Annotated in this window: 24 protein-coding genes and 2 pseudogenes; 19 read left to right on the top strand and 7 right to left on the bottom strand. The window is 60.2% G+C overall.

What is annotated here, in order from left to right:
• Positions 1–22 precede the first annotated feature (22 nt).
• Positions 23–523 (bottom strand): group III truncated hemoglobin, encoded by a 501-nt coding sequence (locus Q8K08_RS04895; protein ID WP_304802978.1) that lies wholly within the window; start codon positions 521–523, stop codon positions 23–25.
• Between the two features lie 87 nt (positions 524–610).
• On the opposite strand from Q8K08_RS04895, the gene Q8K08_RS04900 reads away from it, so the two are divergent.
• The 9 genes from Q8K08_RS04900 (at position 611) to Q8K08_RS04940 (ending at position 5,977) form a co-directional block, all read left to right on the top strand.
• Positions 611–1,051 (top strand): Rrf2 family transcriptional regulator, encoded by a 441-nt coding sequence (locus Q8K08_RS04900; RefSeq protein WP_304802981.1) that lies wholly within the window; start codon positions 611–613, stop codon positions 1,049–1,051.
• An 88-nt stretch (positions 1,052–1,139) separates the two neighbouring features.
• Positions 1,140–2,765, top strand: coding sequence for a cytochrome-c oxidase, cbb3-type subunit I (ccoN, locus tag Q8K08_RS04905; RefSeq protein WP_305249358.1), 1,626 nt, complete (start codon positions 1,140–1,142; stop codon positions 2,763–2,765).
• Positions 2,766–2,768: 3 nt separating this feature from the next.
• A complete protein-coding gene (gene ccoO / locus Q8K08_RS04910) occupies positions 2,769–3,506 on the top strand; it encodes a cytochrome-c oxidase, cbb3-type subunit II (protein ID WP_304802985.1) in 738 nt (245 codons plus the stop codon).
• Entirely contained in the window at positions 3,503–3,667 is a 165-nt protein-coding gene (locus tag Q8K08_RS04915; RefSeq protein ID WP_304802987.1) for a cbb3-type cytochrome c oxidase subunit 3, read from the top strand. The genes ccoO and Q8K08_RS04915 overlap by 4 nt, the downstream gene beginning before the upstream one ends.
• Positions 3,658–4,524, top strand: a complete 867-nt coding sequence (ccoP, locus tag Q8K08_RS04920) for a cytochrome-c oxidase, cbb3-type subunit III (protein WP_305249359.1) — start codon at positions 3,658–3,660, stop codon at positions 4,522–4,524. The genes Q8K08_RS04915 and ccoP overlap by 10 nt, the downstream gene beginning before the upstream one ends.
• Complete coding sequence (locus Q8K08_RS04925; protein WP_304802991.1) at positions 4,521–4,676, top strand: hypothetical protein; 156 nt, start codon at positions 4,521–4,523, stop codon at positions 4,674–4,676. Before ccoP ends, Q8K08_RS04925 begins: the two co-directional genes overlap by 4 nt.
• A gap of 12 nt (positions 4,677–4,688) precedes the next feature.
• Positions 4,689–5,498 (top strand): DUF2189 domain-containing protein, encoded by an 810-nt coding sequence (locus Q8K08_RS04930; protein ID WP_304802993.1) that lies wholly within the window; start codon positions 4,689–4,691, stop codon positions 5,496–5,498.
• Positions 5,495–5,689: a cbb3-type cytochrome oxidase assembly protein CcoS gene (gene ccoS, locus Q8K08_RS04935; protein WP_305249360.1), complete on the top strand. Its 195-nt coding sequence runs from the start codon at positions 5,495–5,497 to the stop codon at positions 5,687–5,689. Before Q8K08_RS04930 ends, ccoS begins: the two co-directional genes overlap by 4 nt.
• Before the next feature lie 3 nt (positions 5,690–5,692).
• The gene (locus Q8K08_RS04940; RefSeq protein ID WP_304802997.1) at positions 5,693–5,977 is read left to right on the top strand and encodes a DUF6522 family protein; all 285 of its coding nucleotides are present in this window, start codon (positions 5,693–5,695) and stop codon (positions 5,975–5,977) included.
• Positions 5,978–6,029: 52 nt separating this feature from the next.
• Here the strand turns inward: Q8K08_RS04940 and Q8K08_RS04945 are convergent, their stop codons facing one another.
• The 6 genes and pseudogenes from Q8K08_RS04945 to Q8K08_RS04970 all read right to left on the bottom strand — a co-directional run bounded on the left by Q8K08_RS04945 (position 6,030) and on the right by Q8K08_RS04970 (position 11,711).
• On the bottom strand, positions 6,030–6,440 hold the full coding sequence (locus Q8K08_RS04945) for a hypothetical protein (protein ID WP_304802999.1): 411 nt from the start codon (positions 6,438–6,440) through the stop codon (positions 6,030–6,032).
• Positions 6,437–7,150 (bottom strand): ABC transporter ATP-binding protein, encoded by a 714-nt coding sequence (locus tag Q8K08_RS04950; protein WP_304803001.1) that lies wholly within the window; start codon positions 7,148–7,150, stop codon positions 6,437–6,439. Before Q8K08_RS04950 ends, Q8K08_RS04945 begins: the two co-directional genes overlap by 4 nt.
• A 1-nt stretch (position 7,151) precedes the next feature.
• Positions 7,152–8,285: an FtsX-like permease family protein gene (locus Q8K08_RS04955; protein ID WP_304803003.1), complete on the bottom strand. Its 1,134-nt coding sequence runs from the start codon at positions 8,283–8,285 to the stop codon at positions 7,152–7,154.
• Positions 8,282–9,442, bottom strand: a complete 1,161-nt coding sequence (locus tag Q8K08_RS04960) for an efflux RND transporter periplasmic adaptor subunit (RefSeq protein ID WP_304803005.1) — start codon at positions 9,440–9,442, stop codon at positions 8,282–8,284. The genes Q8K08_RS04955 and Q8K08_RS04960 overlap by 4 nt, the downstream gene beginning before the upstream one ends.
• Positions 9,439–10,056 carry a TetR/AcrR family transcriptional regulator gene (locus Q8K08_RS04965; RefSeq protein WP_304803007.1) on the bottom strand — a complete coding sequence of 206 codons (618 nt, stop codon included), beginning with the start codon at positions 10,054–10,056 and terminating at the stop codon, positions 9,439–9,441. The genes Q8K08_RS04960 and Q8K08_RS04965 overlap by 4 nt, the downstream gene beginning before the upstream one ends.
• A 290-nt stretch (positions 10,057–10,346) precedes the next feature.
• Positions 10,347–11,711 (bottom strand): annotated as a pseudogene (locus Q8K08_RS04970) (ISKra4 family transposase).
• A 110-nt stretch (positions 11,712–11,821) separates the two neighbouring features.
• Between Q8K08_RS04970 and Q8K08_RS04975 the strand changes: the two are divergent.
• From Q8K08_RS04975 to Q8K08_RS05020, 10 genes and pseudogenes are all read left to right on the top strand, one after another.
• Positions 11,822–12,196, top strand: a pseudogene (locus tag Q8K08_RS04975) (ABC transporter permease subunit); the annotation flags it as partial.
• A 9-nt stretch (positions 12,197–12,205) separates the two neighbouring features.
• Positions 12,206–12,892: a hypothetical protein gene (locus Q8K08_RS04980; RefSeq protein ID WP_304798867.1), complete on the top strand. Its 687-nt coding sequence runs from the start codon at positions 12,206–12,208 to the stop codon at positions 12,890–12,892.
• A 269-nt stretch (positions 12,893–13,161) separates the two neighbouring features.
• The gene (locus Q8K08_RS04985) at positions 13,162–14,190 is read left to right on the top strand and encodes a LacI family DNA-binding transcriptional regulator (RefSeq protein ID WP_304798865.1); all 1,029 of its coding nucleotides are present in this window, start codon (positions 13,162–13,164) and stop codon (positions 14,188–14,190) included.
• Between the two features lie 238 nt (positions 14,191–14,428).
• On the top strand, positions 14,429–15,373 hold the full coding sequence (locus Q8K08_RS04990; protein ID WP_305249361.1) for a sugar ABC transporter substrate-binding protein: 945 nt from the start codon (positions 14,429–14,431) through the stop codon (positions 15,371–15,373).
• Positions 15,374–15,436: 63 nt separating this feature from the next.
• The gene (locus Q8K08_RS04995; RefSeq protein ID WP_305249362.1) at positions 15,437–16,975 is read left to right on the top strand and encodes a sugar ABC transporter ATP-binding protein; all 1,539 of its coding nucleotides are present in this window, start codon (positions 15,437–15,439) and stop codon (positions 16,973–16,975) included.
• A gap of 22 nt (positions 16,976–16,997) precedes the next feature.
• Positions 16,998–18,014, top strand: a complete 1,017-nt coding sequence (locus Q8K08_RS05000) for an ABC transporter permease (RefSeq protein ID WP_305249363.1) — start codon at positions 16,998–17,000, stop codon at positions 18,012–18,014.
• An 83-nt stretch (positions 18,015–18,097) separates the two neighbouring features.
• Positions 18,098–18,994, top strand: a complete 897-nt coding sequence (locus Q8K08_RS05005; protein ID WP_304803231.1) for a sugar phosphate isomerase/epimerase family protein — start codon at positions 18,098–18,100, stop codon at positions 18,992–18,994.
• 8 nt (positions 18,995–19,002) lie between these two features.
• Positions 19,003–20,013: a Gfo/Idh/MocA family protein gene (locus tag Q8K08_RS05010; protein ID WP_305249364.1), complete on the top strand. Its 1,011-nt coding sequence runs from the start codon at positions 19,003–19,005 to the stop codon at positions 20,011–20,013.
• 9 nt (positions 20,014–20,022) lie between these two features.
• Positions 20,023–20,808, top strand: coding sequence for a TIM barrel protein (locus Q8K08_RS05015; RefSeq protein WP_305249365.1), 786 nt, complete (start codon positions 20,023–20,025; stop codon positions 20,806–20,808).
• Positions 20,809–20,900: 92 nt separating this feature from the next.
• Positions 20,901–21,254: PfkB family carbohydrate kinase (locus Q8K08_RS05020; protein ID WP_305249366.1), on the top strand; the 354-nt coding region annotated here is incomplete at its 3' end.

Genomic DNA, 21,254 nt, shown 5'->3' on the forward strand with positions numbered 1-21,254 from the left:
GTTTCGGCCGATGTGGAGGTTGTCAGGTGTCGTCTTTGGAAAGGTCGATCTGGCTCATTCCATGCGAACGGTTCAGGTCAGGGACCACATCAGGATCACGCGCGGCATCTTCGATGGCAAAGTTCAGCGACCGGGCGATACGTTCGGCACGGGCGATGACATGGGCGGCACCGGCGGGTGGGCAAACCTGATCTGCGGTTGCGCGGAACAGGACCAGCCAGCGCTCGAAATGCGCCCATGTCACCGGCAGGTCGGCATGTCTGGCCACTGGCGAGCCGTGATAGCACCCGGTCATCAGCGCGACCGAGCCCCAGAAGTCGACCATCCGCGCAAGGTGCGGCTCCCAGTCGGTGATGCGGGTGGCAAAGATCGGGCCCAGCACGGGGTCGGCGCGGACCTTGTCGTAGAACCGGTGCACCAGCGCGGTCAGGATCGCCTCATTCAGTCCGGTTTCGGCCATCAACGCGGCGGTCATTGCAGGCCGGGCGGACCGGATGGGGTGTGCAGCGGCATCGTGGTGCATGATCGGCTCCGGTCATTCAGGGTTGTGTTCTGGTCTAGGGCTGCTAATAGGTATTGTAAATACCGATTCAATGGAACCCTTTAGACCATGCGCCTGACCTCTTTCACCGACTATGGCCTGCGGATGCTGATGCGGCTGGCCAGCGCGCCGGGCCGGGCGCTTTCCACCGCCGAACTGGCCGATGAATTCGGTCTGTCACGCAATCACCTGACCAAGATCATACAGCGGTTGGCGCAGGGCGGAATTGTTACCACCCGACGCGGAGGCGGTGGGGGGGCGATGCTGGCCCGGGACCCGCAAGAGGTAACCGTGGGCGCAATCGTGCGCCTGCTGGAAGAAGGGCAGCCGCTGGTCGAATGTTTTGCGGCCACGGGGGGCGATTGCACGCTCACGGGCTGCTGCCGCCTGAAATCCCGCCTGCGCAGCGCCGAGGCGGCGTTTCTGGCCGATCTTGATCGGTCCACGCTTGCCGACATTGCCTTGCCCGCTGTGCCCGGTGTTCGAGCGATGGCAGGCAACGGGGTTTGAATCGCTTGCAGGCTGATCTGCAGCAACGAAACGGCGCTTCCCGGGTTCTATCAGCACCACACCGGCCGCGCCCACAAAGGACTGTTGAATGATTTCCCACCTGACCCGCACAGAGCGCAACGTGGCGATGACGCTAGCGGCACTTCTGGCGCTGCTGGGCCTGACCATGGCGGCGGTGGGAAATCACGACCCCATGGCAGTGCATGGGTTCATGGCGCTTGGGCTGGGCCTTGTGCTGGTCTTTGCGGTGGGGGGCGTGCTGGAAGAGCCGCTGCCGAACCCTGCGCGGCTGCTGCAGTATTACGACGACCCGATCAAGGTGGGCATCGTGCTGGCGATGATCTGGGGCGTGTTTGCGATGGCCATCGGGCTGTGGGTGGCTGCATTGATGGTCTGGCCCGACGCCACCTTCGGGCAGGCGTGGTCCAGCTATGGCCGTCTGCGCCCGGTGCATACGACGGGGGTGATCTTTGCCTTTGGCGGCAATGCGCTGATCGCCACCTCGTTTCACGTCATGCAGCGCACCTGCCGCGCGCGGCTGGCAGATCAGCTTAGCCCATGGTTGGTGCTGATTGGCTATAACCTGTTCTGCCTGTGGGCGGTCAGCGGCTATTTCATGGGGATCACCCAGTCCAAGGAATATGCAGAGCCGGAATGGTATGCCGACATCTGGCTGGTCATCGTCTGGGTGACCTATCTGGTCTTGTACCTGCGCACGCTCAAGCGCCGGGCCGAGCCGCATATCTATGTTGCCAACTGGTATTACCTGGCCTTCATCGTGGTGGTGGCGATGCTGCATATCGTGAATGCCGCCGCCTTGCCGGTCAGTTGGACCGGGGCAAAAAGCTATCCGGCGTTTTCGGGCGTGCAGGATGCGATGGTGCAGTGGTGGTATGGCCACAACGCGGTGGCATTCTTCATGACCTCGGGCTTTCTGGGGATGCTGTATTACTACCTGCCGGTGCGGGCGCAGCGGCCGATCTTTTCCTACCGGCTGTCGATCCTGTCGTTCTGGGGGATCACGTTCTTCTATTTGTGGGTCGGCTCGCACCACCTGCATTACACCGCGCTGCCGCATTGGGTGCAGACGCTGGGCATGACGTTTTCGGTCATGCTTCTGGTGCCAAGCTGGGCCTCTGCGGGCAATGCGCTGCTGACGCTGAACGGCGCATGGCACCGGGTGCGCGATGATGCGACGCTGCGCTTCATGTTCGTGGCGGCGGTATTTTATGGGCTGTCGACGTTCGAGGGATCATTTCTGGCGATCCGCCCGGTCAATGCGCTGTCGCATTACACCGACTGGACGGTGGGGCATGTCCATTCCGGTGCGCTTGGCTGGCTTGCGATGGTCACCTTTGGGGCGTTCTACTCGGTCATCCCGCAAATCTGGGGACGACCCGCGATGTATTCGCCCAAGCTGGTGGAGTGGCACTTCTGGTTGGCATTGGCCGGGCTGCTGACCTACGTTTTCGCCCTTTGGAACGCGGGGATCACCCAAGGGCTGATGTGGCGCACCTATAACGACGCGGGCACGCTGAACTATTCCTTCATCGACAGCATGGAGGCGATGCGCCCCTATTACATCACCCGCGTGGTGGGTGGCTCGCTCTTCCTGGCAGGCATCTGTGTGGGCGCGGTGAACATCTGGCTGACGGTGCGGGGCGCGCGCAATGCGGCCGCCGACCGCCCCCTGTCCCCCCAACCGGCGGAGTAGCCCATGGCCCTGTTCAAAGCCCACTACAATCTGGAAAAGAACTCGATTGCGCTGGTGATCGGGATCATTCTGGCGGCCAGCGTTGGCGGCATCGTGGAGATCGCGCCGCTGTTCACCATAGACGAGACGGTGGAAACCCTGCCCGACATGCGGGTCTACACGCCCCTGGAACTGGCGGGCCGCAACATCTACATCCGCGAAGGCTGCTATGCCTGCCATAGCCAGATGATTCGCACCCTGCGCGACGAGGTGGAGCGTTACGGCCCCTATTCGCTGGCGGCCGAAAGCCAGTATGACCACCCGATGCTTTGGGGGTCAAAGCGCACCGGGCCGGACATCGCACGGCTGGGGGGCAAGTATTCCGACGACTGGCATGTGGCACATCTGATCAATCCGCGCGCGGTGGTGCCGACCTCGATCATGCCGGCCTATCCATGGCTGGCGACGGCACCTTTGGCGGTGGATGATCTGGGCGCACATCTGGCGGCTTTGCGCACCCTGGGCGTGCCATATACCGATGAGATGATCGCCAACGCCCCGCGCGACGCCGAAGCGCAGGCAATCCCGGACTCGGCCGGTGCCGCAGGTGTAACCGAACGTTATGGCGAGGCGACCACCCTGCGCCGGTTTTCAGGCACACCGCGCCTGACGGAAATGGATGCAGTCGTGGCCTTCCTGCAAGTTCTGGGCCAGTTGACCCAAGCCCCCTATGCCCCCGATGCCATGCTGGAGCAGCCATGACCCATGAAACCTATGTCATCATCGCCAAGACCTTTGGACTGATCTACCTGATGGTCTTCTTCCTGATCGTGGTTTTTCAGACCTACCGCCCGTCGCGCCGCGCCAGTGCCGACCATGCGGCCCGGTCTATCCTGACCGCGGAGGATCGCCCATGTCGGTAGAAGAACGCGATCCCGTCTCGGGGTATCTGACCACCGGGCATGTCTGGAACGGCATCACGGAGCTGAACTCCCCCGTTCCGCGCATCGTGTTCGCGTTCATGGTGGTGACCCATCTATACGCGCTGGTCGCCTGGTTTCTGCTGCCCGCCTGGCCGTTGGGTCAGACCTTTACCAAGGGGCTTTTGGGCATCGATCAGAAGACTGCGGTTGCAGCTGACATCGCAGCCGCCAACGCAGATCGGGCCGATTGGATGGACGCGCTCGCGACACATGATTTCGAGACTATCCGTGCCGACCCCGACCTGATGGCGCGGGCACTGGCGACGGCCGAGCCGTTGTTCGGGCAGAACTGCCAGGTGTGTCACGGTGCGAACGGCATCGGCGGGCCGGGCTATCCGCGTCTGAATGATAACATCTGGGTCTGGGGCGGCACGGCGGACGAGATTGCCACCACCCTGCGCGTTGGCATCAATGCCGACCACCCTGACACCCATTTCGCGCAGATGCCGGCCTTTGGTCGCGATGGTCTGCTGACAGGCACAGAGATTTCCGTTCTGACCGATTATGTCCAGACGTTGGGCGCGGGCGTAATGGCGGACGATCCGTCTGATGGTGCACTGCTGTTCCAGACAAACTGCGCCGGTTGCCACGGCGAGGATGCCCGCGGGATATCAGGCAGCGGCGCGCCAAATCTGACGGATGGCGACTGGCTCTATGGCGGGGATGCCACCAACCTGCGTCACGGCCTGGTTGTCGGCCGGCAGGGGCAGATGCCCAGCTGGCAATCGCGCCTGACCGAAGCCGAGATCCGCGCGATGGCGCTGTATGTCGAGGATTTGTCGGGGACAGCCCCATGACCGCAGCGCGCCACTGGGCAATTCTTGCGGCCTGCGCCGGGCTGGCGCTGGTCATCGCGGCCAACTGGCAGTTCGTGCGGCTAGCGTTCGACACCGCCCCCGGCTGCGTGCCGGTGGGCGCCGCCCCCCCTGCTGCAAAACCCGCCTGCTGAGGAAAGGACACCATGCTTGAACCCCTTCCCGCCATCGCCCCAAGGGTCCGCCCCGACACCGTCCTCGCGCGCGACCTTCCGCGTCTGGCCGCGCTGGAATGGCTGGGGGCCGGATGGTCTGATCTGCGCGCCAGTCCGGTACAAAGCCTGGCTTATGGTCTGGCCGTCTTTGCGCTTTCCATCCTGGTGATCTGGGGGCTGATTGCGGTTGGCCTGCCTTCGCTGATCCTGCCTGCGCTGTCGGGCTTTCTGGTGGTGGGTCCGCTGCTGGCGATCGGCCTTTATGAAAAAAGCCGTCGTTTGCAGGCGGGGCAGCCGGTAACATTGGCAAACATGATCGTGACGCATCCGCGATCGGGTGGGCAGCTGGTGTTCGCGGGGCTGCTGCTGTGCCTGCTGGTCATGCTATGGCTGCGCGCGGCGGACCTTTTGTATGCGTTGTTTTACGGGCTGTTGCCGTTTCCAGGGTATGACCAGTTCCTTGGTCAATTGCTGACCACCCCGCGCGGTTGGGCGCTAATCGGGGTGGGGTCTGCGGTTGGCGGCCTGTTCGCGGCCCTCGCCATGGCGATCAGCCTGTTTTCCATCCCAATGCTGCTCGAACGCCGGGTCGATGCGCTGACCGCCCTTGGCACCAGCTTTGCGCTGACAACGCAGAACCTGCGGGCAGTATTGCCGTGGGGGGCCATCGTTGTGGCCGGCTTCGCGTTGTCGGCCGCGACGCGCCTGCTGGGCCTGATGGTGATCTTTCCGTTGCTGGGGCATGGCACCTGGCACGCCTGGGTCTCGATGCGGCCCGCAGTGCGGGGGGCGGAACCATGAACCATCTGTTTCTGATACCTGTGTCGATTGCGCTTGGCCTTACTAGTCTTGGTGCCTTCTTCTGGTCGATGCGTCACAATCAGTATGATGATCTTGACGGCGCGGCAGCCCGCATTTTGACCACACCCGACCAGCCCCTGCCGCTCCCCGAACCGTCGAGAAAAAGCGAGGTGCAACCGGATGCTGGCTGAAACATGACGGTCGTCACCATCACGACGAATGGCTTCGAGGTGGACGCATCAGTGATCGCGTCAGCCTTCGGCATTGATCCCTCCACCCTCCAGGCGCGGATGCGCGCTGGCGAGGTCACCAGTCTGTGCGAAGCAGGCGTGGACGCTGACCTCGGCCGCTTTCGGCTGACCTTCCGCCATGCAGGACGGGCCTTGCGGTTGACGGTGGATGCGGACGGTCAGGTGCTGACGCGGGCTATGTTTCCCGTCGGCGTCGCCAAGGCCAATCGCACCCCACCAGCCGATTAAGGACGACGGCTTCGGTTCGGCTACCGGATGAAGCCTCTCGGCCTAGTGTGCATCAGGCGCGTGGTGATCCGGGCATCCTCCCGCGCCAAAGAAAGATCGCGATGCCGATCCAAACCGCCGCGCGCAGGATCATCGCGCCAACCGTACGCGCCTCAAAGGCTCCGCCGCGCAAGACGTGCAGGCCGAACAGGCCAAAAACCGCCAGAACGGCCAGTGCCAGCGCGATGGCAAGCGGGCCAGCCCAGGGTTTGCGCATCACAATCCCGACCCCTGCCAGCACATAGGCGAAGCCCGACAGGAAGTTGAACCACAGTACGAAGGGTACCGCGTTACCCACGGCACCTTGCGCGGCAGCACCGCCGAAAAGTGCCTGTCCGCCGGAAACGATGGTCAATGCCCCGAACACCACAGCGATGCCCGCTGCGACCCAAATACCCGTTCCTCGTGAGGGTGTCGTCGTCATGGCGTGTCTCCCTTGTCATTTTCCAGCCGCCCGTCCCGCAGGTGGAACAGGCGATCAAACCGATCGAGTATCTTTTCGTCATGCGTTACCGCGATGATGCAGGCGTCCTGTTCGCTGGACAGTTTGCGCAACAGGTCCATCACGATTCCGGCGCGCTTGCTGTCAAGCGCCGCCGTGGGTTCATCTGCCAGGATGATGCGCGGGCTGTTGGCCAGCGCGCGGGCGATTGCCACCCGCTGCGCCTCGCCGCCCGACAACAGCGCAGGCATGGCGCGGGCGCGGTGGCCGACCTCAAGGTAATCCAGCAGTTCCTGCGCGCGGGCCTGCGCCTGAGCGGGGGTCTTTCCCGCCAGTTGCAGCACCAGCGCCACATTGTCGGTGGCGTTCAGAAAGGGCAGCAGGTTATGGGCCTGAAAGATGAACCCGATCTTGTCCAGCCGCAGGCGGCGCAGGTCGCCGCGCAGCCATTTGCCATCATAAACCATTTCGCCGTCAAGACTGACCTGCCCCTCTGACGGGTCAATGATACAGCCGATGATGTTTAGCAGCGTGGTTTTGCCCGACCCGGACGGGCCCAGCAGCGCCACCACCTCGCCCGCATGCACCCGCAGATCCACGTTGCGCAGGGCGTCAACGCGGGCTTCGCCGTCCCCGTAATGCTTGGCGACTCCCTTGATGTCCACGATCACGCGGCGACTGTCATCGGTCATATCAGCCCCCCAAAGCCGTGGCAGGGTCCACCTTGAGCGCCGCGCGCACGCCAAGACCCGAGGCCAGCACACAAACCACCAGAATGATCCCCGCCAGTGCCAGCGCGTTGACTGGTTCCAGCAGCACGCGGCGCGGGAAGTAGTCCTTGACCGTCAAGATCAGCCCCAACCCCAGCGTCAGCCCCACCGCCCCCAGCGCCAGGGATTGCTGCACGATCAGCCCGATGATCACGCGGTCAGATGCGCCGATCAGTTTCAGTGTGGCGATCTGTTTCAGCTTTTCCATCGTCATCGTGTATATGATCAGCGCAATCACCACGGCGGACACCGTCAGCAGAATGCCAAGGAACAGGCCGATCTGCTTGCGCGCCTTGTCCACCACAGACTTGATCAGGATGTCTTCCTGCTCGGCTTGGGTCAGCGCCGACAGATGTTTCCACTGCCGCACCGTGTGGGCGACGTTTTGCGCGTCTACATTCGGGTCCAGGCGCGCAATCACCGCCGCAACCGTAGCACCGCTGGTCACACTTGCGCCGCGCGCCGCTTGTACGCGGGCGGCGGGGGGCGCAAGCTGGGTTTGCAGCACCTGCGCATCGGCCAGCGTCAGAAAGACCGCCGGATCGCCGCCAGAATTCATCGTGTCGCGCACCAGCCCCACCACGGTGAACCGGTTGCGCCCCAATATCAGTGTATCGCCCGGCACCAGCCCGGTCTTGGCATCGGCCACCAGTTCGAAATGGCTGGCCTCCAACCCGCGCCCGCGGATGATGGTCTGCGGCCCGCCGAGGCGACCACGCTCATAACCAATAACATAGAGCCGCAGCGTGGCGCCTTCAAACGGGGCCTCGACGGTCTGATAAGTGATGCTGCCCGCCTGCGCCACGCCATGCAAGCGCGCCACTGCATCGCGGGTGTCGCCCGGGATCTTGGAGGCCTCGGCGAACGGGCCTTGCGTTTCCGCCTCGACCACCCAGAGGTCGGCCTGCGGGGCCTTCACGATGTTCAGCGCATCGGCCACAAGGCCGTTGTAGATGCCCATCATCGCCAGAACGACTGTCATTAAGAGCCCCAGTCCCAGGCAGGTAAGCAGAAAACGGAAAAGGTTGTGGCGCACATCGCGGAAGGCGAGGTTCATGGGGTACCCCCCGCCACGCGGGCCATCCGGTCCTCGGCCAGACCCTTGACCGGGCTGGCCACGATCTGCGCGCCGTTGGGTAAGCCTGAAACGACTTCCACCCGCGCATCTTCGGTGCGGTGGCCAAAGATCAGCGGCATTTGGACAAGTCGCCCGTCTTGCAGTGTCCAGACGCGACCCTGATGGCCGTCGAACCCCTGAATGGCGACCTCCGGTACCAGCAGGCTATCGGTCAGGGTGGCAGTGGTGATGCGCACCTCGGCCTGTTCACCCAGAAACACCTGATCGGGGCAATCTGTGCAACTGAGCCAGACCCGGCGTTCCTCGTTGACCCGGTCGCTTTCGATACCTATGCGCATAACGGCACCGGAATAAACTGAATGCGGCAACGACCGCAGCCGGATCTCGGCTGGTTGGCCAAGCGCCAGATCCCCAGCCCGCCCCTCGTCGATATAGGTCTGAACCCACACCGTTGTTGGGTCCATCAAGGTGAATATCACGTCCCCCGCGCGCACCACCGTGCCCGCTTCGGCGTGGCGCTGCACAACGACAGAATTGAAGGGGGCGATCAGGTCGTGATGCGCGAGCAAGTTCTGTTCATAAAGTAGTGCAGCTCGTGCATCAGCCGCTTGCGCGCGGAGCACCGCGACATCGCTTTGCGCCACGGTCAGCTCGGCTGCGGCCACATCGACATCGCGCTGCGCCTCCTCGGCCGAAGTCGTGGCGACCGTGTTGCGGGATGCCAAGTCCTGCTGCCGGGCATTGGCTGCCTTGCGTTGGGAAAGCACTGCCTGCGCCCGCGTGACATTGGCCTCGGCTTTCAGGATCGCGGCATCCGAAGCAGCGACACCCGCCTCGGCTCGCGCCACTCGGGCCTGTTGCCCTGCGGGGTGCAGCCGGGCCAGCATCTGGCCTTTGGTCACCGCATCGTTGCTGTCCACCAGAAGCTCGGCCAACGCCGCGCCAACCTCGAAACTAATCTTCGACACGATCCGCGCCTCCACCGTGCCGATGCCGTAGACCCGCACCTCAGTGCTTTGGGCCATTGTGACCACGGGCACAAACACCGGACGTTCGGTCAGAAAGAACCAACTGCCGATTGCGACGACGCCCATGGCGGCAAGTACGAAAATCGTGCGTCTTGAAATGAAGTTCATTTGGTTTTCTCCGACGCGGGCTGTGGTCTGAACAGGTCAAGCTGGCAGGCAAGCAGGCGGCTGCCCTCGTCCTCCAGCGAAAAGACCCGCTGACCAAGCGACCAGCGGATCGCGAGGCCTTGGACAAGGGAAATCAGCAGAATGGCCCCGTCCTTGGGTGCAAGATCGCCTCGAAACACGCCCGTTGCGCTGCCCTCGGCCAGCGTCTCGACCAACAGGGTCTGAAACTGGGTCATCAACGCGACGAATTGGGCGCGCAGAGCGGCATTCTCGGTGTGAAGTTCGCGGGAGTGCAGAATGGCGGGGATTGCAGGATGGGCTGCTATCTGGCGCAGTTGCACGGTGATCAAGGCGGTCACCCGTTTCTGCGGTGTCGTTTCGGCCGCCAGCGCGACCTCCCATGCTGCGGTCATCGTCAGTGCAATATGCTCGGCCACAGCGAACCAAAGATCTTGCTTCGTCGGAAAGTGACGGAAAATTCCCGGCTGCGTGACGGCAACCGCCTTGGCCAGAGCAACAGTTGTCAACCGGTCTGGGCCAAGCTCGTCCGCCAGTCGTAGCATGGCGGCCACGATCTCGGTCTTTCGGAGTTCCGCTGATTTTCGAGCCCTCAAGGCCTTGAACCTTAGTTAGTTATTGATTACTCACTTTATCATAAGCCCTTTGATACTGTCAACTGTCGCCCTGCTCAACCTGCGACAAGGGGCTATCGGCAATGAACGGTTTTCAGGGTTCGTGGTTCGTTCAGACGGGACCCACTGTTGGGTTTTCATCGAAGACTGCGCAGAAAAAAATGTTCAAAGACAACCCGCTATTGGCTGCCACGATCATGCGCAAATCTCATTCATCGTCACAGCGCGTCCGTGAACAGCCAAGACTGCCGGGGAGTGGACAGAACATGGGGTCATGCGGCGCGTTTTCTGTTTGCGACGGTCAGCCGACCATCGAGAACTGCGGCCCTTGTGACGGCTACTCGGTGAGCCCCTTTTGGGCGACCACCGCATCCTTCTGCGCTTTCCCATGCGGGCATTGGCAATGTCATCGACTGATCCTTCGGCACGAGATGACGAGATGGGCAGCCCGTTACGGTACCGGCGGCCATAGTCGACGAGGGATTCCATGTTGTTCGCGAGATAGGTGTACAGTGTCTCGCATCGGGCCCGCACACGAGCGGCAGCGGTGCGGACAGCCAGAGGTTCTTCCGCAAGGCGGATGCAATCGAGGATGAGCCCCTTCAGATATGTTTCCGCGACCCGTGCTCTGCCATGCCAAAGCCACCAGCGGAGGCTTTTTGCGGGGGGCTGGAACAGCACCGAAATTCCAGTGAATCCCGGTATCTGGACGAAACCCTGAACGGCTGCCTCGACATGCTGCACACGCATCGAAATGTGCCACCAGTCGAGGATATGCTTCACTTGGCCGTCGCCACCTATGGCACTTCGAATGAGGTTCGGGAGAGCAAGCTCGCCGTCCGAGATCACCGTCAACAGACGACCCCGCTTCCATCCAAAGCCTGACAGCTCATCTCGCATACGGCTGCCTGGTGATGCCGTCGCATTGGCGACCAAGCCAAATCTTCGGCACATATCGCGGCTCTCAATCTTGCCGACCACAATATCCAGGTGCCGCTGCTGATACTCCGGTCGACAGCGGATATGTGCACCGTCCAGAAAAACCGTCAAACCACCTTGGGGCGGTGCTTTAACGGGATCGCCTGATGCCCTTCGACTTTTCTCGAGCCCATTGGCTACTCTTCCCAACCGGTCACGCACCGTGGTGTGACGGGGCGGATGGCAGGGGAGGAAGCTCTTCATCAGCCGCGCGGCTTCGCGAAAAGAATGCCGGGACCCAAGCTCCGCATGTAGCCGCTGCAGCTCCGGGGTAGCCCGGTCTGGAAAGAAATGGGCCAGCGGAGAAATAGGTCCGCCGGGCATCGCCGCTGACCTGGCATCACAAGAACAGCGTAAGCGGCGCGCGCGGCTTTGACCCGAACCCGGCCAAAGAGCGTGTCGAGATCGCGCGTGCGATAGTCATGAATGGCACGAACCGACGCGCAATCCGGGCATACGCGGCTTTCTCGAATGATCTCATCGACCTGGTCGTAAAGGACTACCCTCTGGATCTGTTCGACGATCCTTTTCCCATCCTCAAGGCGCAGCCCGATCCCGTCTGGACAGGTCAAGCGGTAGGGTTGAGAAATGCCTTCAAGCTGATGAGTGCGCATCTCCCCGCTGTCGAAGGTCGTTTCGACCGTAATCCGAACGTCCATGGCAGCCCCCCAACGCAAAGAACTCACCTTAGCACGGACCGCAACGACGAAGATGACCCCCATGTTTTGTCCACTCCCCGCATTATAACGGATTTAAAGGCAGCGCGACAATTGCTCATGCTGCTGGGCCCAGATGGATTGCAACTCCTGCACGTGCATACTGCACGGTGATCCGTGGCACGCCGCTCCTGCTGCAACTTTGGCTTCTGTAGTTCGGCCTGGGGTCCCTGTTTCCATATTTCCCTGGTTTGCGGGAAAGTTTCTTGTGGCCGATCCTGCGCGAGGCTTGGCCCTATGCAGTGCTGTCTCTGACGATGAGTGCTGCAGGCTACTCCGGCGAAGTGATGCGCGGGGCGTTCAAAGGAGTCGCACACGGGCAGCTTGAGGCGGCCAAGGCAATGGGTGTGCCAGCCTTCACGGCCTTTCGGCGCATCTGGCTTCCTCAGGCCGGTCTTGTATCCCTTGCAGGCAGATCAGGGGTTTAACCCCATGCTTTGGCCAAAGGGGGGGCTTATCCCCTTATTCCGTTTCATAACCGCATCCCGCTTGGACGCTTCGGGGATCAGGGTCGCAATGTGCAGCTAAAGATCCATCCGCAAGAGCCGAACGCAGTACATGGCCACGCGCATCAGCAAGCATGGGTCGTCGTTGATGCTGCAAGCAATATGGCGGAGCTAAGCTATCACTACGCTGGGCACGAGGATTGGCCCTGGGCCTTTGCGGCAACCCAGCGGTTCTTGGTGAAGCCCGGAAGATTGAAGGTCGCTTTGAAAATCACCAACTGCGGGGACGGCCCCATGCCTGCTGGCCTTGGATGGCACCCGTTTTTCACCAAATGCCATGCCGTTCGAACCGATGCTGCGTGCGATTGGGCGATGGGTGCTGACTTGTTGCCAACCGGGCTTTGGCAACTGCCCGAGAAGTGGGCTGTGACACGGTATCTTTCGGACTGGACCTGGGCGGAACTGGTGCTGGACTCTGGCCTGCGCGTCAGCATTCGGGCCAGCCTCGCGTTAGGTCATCTGGTGATCCACGATCCAGACGGGCCATACATTTGTGTGGAGCCTGTCAGCCATCTGGCAAACAGCATGAACCTATACCCTGAACGCTCGGGCGACAACTTGGTCAATCTGCCGTGCGGAGCATCGCTTGAGGCAAAAATTGATTTGGCTTTCGGTTGAAAATTTAAGCTGAAGCGGGGCAGGTGCTAGTGAGGATTAATGGCACTGAGGTTTCGATGTGCTGGCGCATGGCCGACAGTGCCGCATTGGGGGGCATGGCGCGTATCCCGTACAAAGTGCCCAGGCGGCCCTCCGAGCAAGACGTATCATCCAAGACATTGCTGTTGCCGCGCCTGCTTGCCCTATCAGTGTGGTCAGAAGTCCTTTTCATTTCTGATGTTTTCTTTCATCCTGATGTAGTCTTAGTCAACTGATCGAGGTCATACATCATGCAACGCCCAACTATCGCCGATCTCGCGCAAGCCGCGGGTGTGAGTGTTGCTACGGTTGACCGGGTTCTGAATGGTCGACTGAAGGTCCGTGAAGAGACGTCACGCAAGGTGTCTGAAGCGGCTGAGCGGATTGGATACCACGCCGCACACGCCATCCGGCAACGCATTTATGCCGATCTGCCCGAGTATCACTTGGGCGTTGTGCTTCAAAAGGAACGGCACGCCTATTATCAGGAGTTTGCCTCAGAGTTGACGATGGCTGCGAGCCAGTTGCGCGAGTGCAGGATGAGGATCACGATCTTGTTCTCTCAATCGGCAGAACCTGCGGAAGTGGCGAATCTGTTGTTGGGAATGTCAGGTAAGGTTCACGCGATTGCAGCGACCGGGTTGGATCACCACGACGTGACCAATGCCGTTGCGACACTGCGTCACAAGGACATTCCGACCTTCTCGTTGTTGTCAGATTTTGCCCAAGGCGTGCGCGAAGCCTATTTCGGAACCAATAATATGAAGGTCGGGCGCAATGCAGCATGGCTTTTGTCAAAGTTCGCGCCGCGCCCCGGTAAGGTGCTGCTGTTCATTGGCGGACATCGCTATCATGGGCATTCTTTGCGCGAGACAGGATTTCGGGCCTATTTTCGCGAGTACGCACCTGAATTCGAGGTGCTGGATGCGGTTGTAAACCTCGAAACGCGGCAGCTGACGCGCGAGGCCCTTTTAGGGGCCATATCGCGCCACCCCGACCTTGTGGCGCTTTACTGCGCGGGAGGGGGAATGGAAGGAGCCATCGCTGCGCTACGTGAAGTGGATGCGGGTGAAAGCATAGCTTGCCTTGTAAATGAGCTGACCCCGGAGTCGCGTCAGGCTCTGCTGGAACGCAGGATCAGTGGTATTTTCCAGACGCCCCTGAAAGAGCTTTGCCGCGAACTGATGGCGACGGTCGTGCATACAATCGAAAATGGGATGGCTGAGAATCCGGGGCAGCGCTTCATCGCGCCGATCTTATGGACTCCGGAAAGTATCTGATAGACTCTATCATCACCGGTGATTATTTTCTATCATAGATGATGGCAAAACCAGCTATCAGCAGGTTGACCAGAATCATTCTGTGTCCGAGTGTCTTGCCATGGCGGAAGGTAGAGGAGCCCAGCCGCCCCAACCCAAACCGGCAAAGTGACGGCCAGCCTGCCAGCTTATGTGCGCGGTGGGACAGGTTTTCGCATGACTACAGCGGCGCGCCGGACGCCTACAGTGGAGGAATGACATGAAGAATTTTCTGATCGCCAGCAGCATGGTTGCGTCCCTTATGGGATCGGCCGCATCGGCGGAAAACATCGGCGTTTCGATGGCGCTGTTCGACGATAACTTCCTTACTGTCCTGCGCAACGGCATGATTGACTATGCCGGGTCGAAGGACGGCGTGACACTGCAAATCGAAGACGCCCAAAATGACGTCGGTAAGCAGTTGAACCAGATTCAGAATTTCATCGCCTCGGGTGTTGATGCCATCATCGTCAACCCGGTGGATACCGATGCGACCATTGCAATGTCCGAAGCTGCGGCAGCTGCGGGAATTGCCCTGGTCTATGTGAATCGTCAGCCGGTCAACGTCGACACGCTTCCCGAGAAGCAAGCGTTTGTTGCATCGAACGAGCTGGAGTCCGGCACGCTGCAAACGGAGGAAATCTGCCGCCTGCTGACCGAAGCCGGCAAGACCGAAGCCAAGGCAGTGGTGATGATGGGCGAGCTTTCCAATCAGGCTGCCCGAGTTCGCACCCAAGATATCAAGGATGTGCTTGGAACTCCCGAGTGCGGGTTTATCACGATTGTGGAAGAGCAGACAGCAAACTGGTCGCGGACCCAAGGCTCCGATCTGATGACCAACTGGCTTTCGGCTGGGGTTCAGTTCGATGCGGTGATCGCCAACAATGACGAAATGGCCATTGGCGCCATCCAGGCGCTGAAGGCATCGGGCATTGCCATGGATGCCGTCATCGTTGGCGGCATCGATGCAACCGCTGACGCGCTGGCCGCAATGGCAGCCGGTGATCTGGACGTGACCGTGTTCCAGAATGCCGCGGGGCAGGGGCAGGGTGCGGTAGAGGCTGCACTGAAGCTCGCAAGGGGCGAAGAGGTCGAGAAAAAGGTCTATGTGCCATTTGAACTCGTGACCCCGGCCAATCTGGCTGACTATCAGTCAAAAAACTGAATCTGTTTCTGGCAGAGAGGAGGTCCTCTCTGCCAGAAACGATGACGGACGGAGGGAATGACAATGGTCAGTGCATCTACAGCCGCGGCGGTGGACCGTGTGAAGCAACGGATCGACGCAGAGGGCATTCTGGCCATTCGCGGCATTCGGAAGGAGTTTCCGGGCGTGCTTGCGCTGGATGATGTGCAGCTCAAAGTCCGGCCAGGAACCGTTCATGCGCTAATGGGCGAAAACGGTGCCGGCAAATCCACGCTGATGAAGATCATCGCCGGGATCTATCAGCCCGACGCTGGCGAAATCACGTTGCGTGGAAAGCCAGTTACCCTGAAATCTCCGCTTGATGCGCTGGAGCAGGGGATCTCCATGATCCACCAGGAACTGGCGTTGATGAACTGGATGACGGTGGCAGAAAACATCTGGATCCGCCGCGAGCCGAAAAATGTGTTCGGGCTTATTGATCATGGCAAGATGGCGCGTCAGACTCAGGAGTTGTTTGACCGCCTGAACATTCGGCTTGACCCGTTGGCTATGGTGTCTGAGTTGACTGTCGCGCAAAAGCAGATGGTCGAAATCGCCAAGGCGGTCAGCCACAATTCGGACGTGCTGATTATGGACGAACCGACGTCTGCCATCACGGAAAACGAGGTGGCACATCTGTTCACCATCATCCGCGATCTTCGGGCGCGGGGGGTGGGAATCGTCTACATCACGCACAAGATGAGCGAATTGTTCGAGATCGCCGACGAGTTTACCGTTTTTCGGGATGGCAAATACGTCGGGACCCATTCGGCACTTGATGTGACCCGCGACGACATCATCCGTATGATGGTGGGGCGTGACATCACCGATATGTTCCCCAAGATTGATTGTCCGATCGGCGAAGTGGTTCTCGAGGCGCGGAACCTGACCATTCCGGGCGTTTTCCACGACGTGTCTTTCCAACTCCGCAAGGGCGAGATTCTGGGACTTGCCGGACTCGTAGGCTCAAAGCGATCCAATGTCGCCGAGGCGCTGTTCGGGGTTCACCCGGCATCATCAGGCGAGGTTCTGATTGACGGAACACCCGTTCAGATCACCAGCCCAAAGGTCGCCATGGAACATGGCATGGCCTTCCTGACCGAAGACCGCAAAGAGACCGGATGTTTTCTGATCCTGGATTGTCTTGAAAACATCCAGACGGCCCTGATCACCCGTGATCATGTCCGCTTTGGCTTCATTGATCAGAAAGCCGTAACCAAACTGGCCGAAGACATGGCAGCAAAACTGCGGGTCAAGACGCCGAACCTGGCTGAAAAGGTCGAAAACCTGTCTGGCGGCAACCAGCAAAAACTACTGATCGCGCGTTGGCTGCTGACCAAGCCCCGCATTCTGATCCTTGACGAGCCGACGCGCGGTATCGACGTGGGGGCTAAATCCGAAATTCACCGCCTGATCACGGGGCTGGCCTCCGAAGGGGTGGCTGTTTTGATGATCTCGTCCGAATTGCCTGAGGTTCTGGGCATGTCAGACCGGATCATGGTCATGCACGAAGGCCATGTCGCAGGTTTCCTGAACCGGGATGAGGCGGATCAAGTGAAAATCATGGACTTGGCTGCGCGCTGAGTGACCCGAGGGGGACCAATCTATGACAACTGCAACCACACAACCAACCACCGAAAGGCCACAGCGCCGGCTGCCTCAAGAAGTCAACATCCTCATGGTGCTGGTCGGCATTTCGCTGGTGTTCGAAATCTTGGGCTGGATCACGCAAGGCCAAAGCTTTTTGGGCAATCCACAGCGCCTTTCGATCATGATCCTGCAAGTATCCGTTATCGGCATCATCGCCATCGGCGTGACTCAAGTCATCATCTTGGGCGGAATTGACCTGTCTTCGGGATCAATCGTCGGAGCGACGGCGATGATCTCGATGAGCCTTGCACAGGTTGGAACCTTTGATCGTGCGATCTACCCGGGCCTGACAGATTTGCCGGTGATCGTGCCACTGATCGCGGGTCTAATGGTCGGGTTGATCGCAGGCACCGTGAACGGGGTGCTGATTGCCTACACCAAGATACCGCCGTTCATTGCGACGCTCGGGATGATGGTTGCGGCCCGGGGCTTTGCGAAATGGTATACCAAGGGGCAGCCGGTATCTTTCCCGACAGACAGCTTTGCTGCCTTGGGCAAAGGGATGACACCGGTGTTCATCTTTCTGCTTGTGGCCGCAATCTTCCATGTGGCGCTGAAATACACACGCTACGGGAAATACACCTATGCCATCGGCGCGAACCCACAGGCGGCCCGCGTGTCAGGGATCAATGTAGAGCGCCATATCGTCAAGATTTATGCCGTGGCGGGACTGCTGGCCGCACTTGCCGGGATCGTGGTGACGGCGCGCGGATTGACGGCGCAGGCTGGTATGGGTGTGATGTATGAACTTGATGCCATCGCGATGGCCGTCATCGGCGGGGTCTCACTGGCCGGGGGCCGGGGGACCATTCTTGGGACGATGATCGGTATGGTGATCTTTGGCGTCATCATCTCGGGCTTCACCTTCCTGCGTTTGGACGCCTATTATCAGGAAATGATCAAGGGCGTGATCATTGTGGCCGCTGTGGTGGCCGACGTGCATCGCCAGAAAAAACGCGTCAAGAAAAGCTGAACTTCTCGACATCCAGACTTTCCCTCTCGGCGGACCTGCTTCGCCGAAAGGTGGCCTGCACCCAAAAATAGCGGAATTTTGAGATGAAACACACGCTTGACCCCCATATGATCCGCCATCTGTCGCTGGAAGACACGCTCCGCAAAGTGGCAGATCTGGGTTACGATTACGTTGAAATGTCCCCACGCCCGGATTTTCTGGCATGGTGGACGCGCCCCAAGATGTATCCCGAGCGCATTCAGGGATTCAAAAAGGCGCTGAAGGATCATGGCGTCGGTCTTGCCTCGATCCAGCCGATGTATCGCTGGGCCAGCCCCTATCCTGATGAATGGGAGGCTGCGATTGCCAATTGGAAACGGGCCATCGAAATTGCGGTCGAACTGGAATGTCCGTTGTTCGTTTCCGAATTTGGCCGTGGCGGATCGCCGGACCGCAGTCTGAACGACCGCTCCGGTCTGCATCGTCCCGAAACCTGCGAGAACCAGTTCTTTCGCGCGATGGATGTTCTGGTCCCGATCCTGGAGCGCGAGGGCATCAAACTGTCACTTGAGGCACATCCCGAAGACTGGCTCGAAGAAATCGCGCCTGCGATCGACATCATCAAGACCATTAACTCACCGATGGTGCGCGCGTCTTTCATCGCGCCACATACCTTCTTTTATGGTCCTGACATGGTCGCCAATCTGCGCGCCACCGAAGGTTATCTGGAGCATGTCCGGCTGGCCGACACCTATGATCACAACAAGTCGTCGCAACTGCGCTACGTCGTTAACCCGCCCGGATCAAAGGTGCGCGTGCACCAGCATCTGGACTTCGGGCAAGGCGAGATTGATTGGGACACCTTCTTTGCCACGCTGGCGGACATGAAGTTCGACGGGGTGCTCTCGAACTGTGTCTTTGGCTGGGAAGATCGTGCCGAAGACAGCGCCCGCTTTATGCTGGCCGAAACCAAAACCTACATCGCAAAATACTGGAAGTGAGATCCAACATGACCGTCAGAATTGGTGTCATCGGCACCGGAGCCATTGGCCGCGATCATGCGCGCCGCATCAATCAGGTTCTTGCCGGTGGCAAGATCGTGGCGCTCAGCGATGTGAACCCTGCGTCAGCCGAAGCCGTCAAAGCCGATATCGCACCCGATGCGACCGTATATGCTACGGGTGAGGAATTGATTGCAGCGGCCGATGTCGATGCTGTTCTCGTAACCTCGTGGGGGGCGACGCATGAACAATATGTTCTGGCCGCTATCGCAGCAGGTAAGCCATGTTTTTGCGAGAAGCCGCTGGCAACAACCGCAACGGGTGCAAAGCGCATCGTGGACGCCGAGGTGGCCTTTGGCCGTCGTCTGGTGCAGGTCGGCTTCATGCGCCGATATGATGCGGGCTATGTGGCGCTGAAACAGGCTATCGAAACCCACACGGGGGCGCCCGTCATGGTGCATGCTGCACACCGCAACCCGGCGGTTCCCGAAGCCTATACCACGCCTATGGCGATCCATGACACGCTGATCCACGAGATCGATGTGTTCCGCTGGCTGCTGGAGGATGACTACGTGTCCGCCCGCGTCACCTTCCCGCGGACCTGTGCGCGCAGCCACGCCAAATTGCGTGATCCGCAGATCGTCACTCTGACCACCGCAAAAGGCGTGGTCATTAACACCGAGATTTTCGTGAATTGCCATTACGGCTATGACATCCAGTGCGAAGTGGTGGGCGAAGACGGCGTGGCCAGCCTGCCCGAGCCAATGGCTGTGCAGATGCGGCTGGGAGCAAAGCTGCAAAACAGCATCCTGACCGACTGGAAAGACCGCTTTGTTGCGAGCTATGACGTCGAATTGCAGGATTTCCTGAAAGCCGCTGCCGAAGGCACCGCTTCTGGCCCGACCTCCTGGGATGGCTATATGGCCGCCGTGACCGCCGACGCTTGCGTTGCCGCGCAAGACGACGAAGGCGCGACTGTCGCGATCAGCTACCCCTCCCGTCCCGCACTTTACGCCTGAGGAATGACCATGCGCTTTGCAATGAACCACATCACGGCCCCCAAGGTGGGGCTGGAGGATTTTTTCGCGATGTCACGCCGACTTGGCGCGACCGAGGTGGAAATCCGCAACGATTTGCCGAATGTGGTGGGTGATTGGCCGGCCGCTGACGTGAAAGCTGCCGCCGAGAAAGCGGGTGTCAGCATCATCTCGATCAACGCGCTGTATCCTTTCAACGTTTGGTCCGGTGATCTGCCCGCCAAGGCCGAAGCGATGGCCGACTACGCCTCCGCCTGTGGTGCCAAGGCCCTTGTCATGTGCCCGTTGAATGACGGGACCAAGGTTTCGTTTGATGATCTCGTGGCCGCGCTGATTGCCATGAAGTCAATTTTGCAGGATCGCGGTCTGACAGGGCTGGTCGAGCCGCTCGGATTCCCGATCTCTTCGTTGCGGACGAAGGCCGAAGCCATTCGCGCGATTCAGGCAGCTGGCGGCGAAGACGTCTACAAGCTGGTGCATGATACGTTTCACCACCACCTCGCAGGCGAGACCGAGTTTTTTGCCGAGTGGACGGGGCTCGTTCACATTTCGGGTGTGGTCGATCCAGAAGTAAGCGTGGCCGCAATGCTGGATCCACACCGGGTATTGGTCGACGCGCACGACAGGCTGGAAAACATTGCGCAGATCAAGACTTTGCTGGCTAAAGGCTACGACGGGCCGTTCAGCTTCGAACCTTTTGCCCCCGAAGTGCATGATCTGGACGACAGCGAGGCGGCTGTGCGGACCAGCATGGATTTCATCCGCGCCGGCCTTTGAGACAAGAGACGGGGCTCCTCCCTGCCTCGTCCTTAAGGGGGCGGCTGTGACATCACGCCGCCTCCTGCCCTGATTGATATTGAGGAACCAGCATGACCAAAACATTGGATGTCATCACCATCGGCCGTGCGGGCGTCGATCTTTACGGGGCGCAGGTTGGCGGGCGACTGGAGGATATGGGAAGCTTTCGCAAGTACATCGGCGGCTCACCCACGAATATCGCCTGCGGCACGGCGCGGCTTGGGTTGCGGTCGGGGCTGATTACACGGGTGGGCGACGAGCATATGGGCCGTTTCATCCGCGAACAGTTGCAGCGCGAGGGCGTTGATGTGCGCGGGGTGGCGACCGACCCGGATCGCCTGACGGCGCTGGTCATTCTGGGGATCCGCGATTCCGAACAGTTTCCACTAATCTTCTACCGCGAGAATTGCGCAGACATGGCGCTG

This window comes from Pseudotabrizicola sp., assembly GCF_030684215.1.
Lineage (GTDB): Bacteria > Pseudomonadota > Alphaproteobacteria > Rhodobacterales > Rhodobacteraceae > Pseudotabrizicola.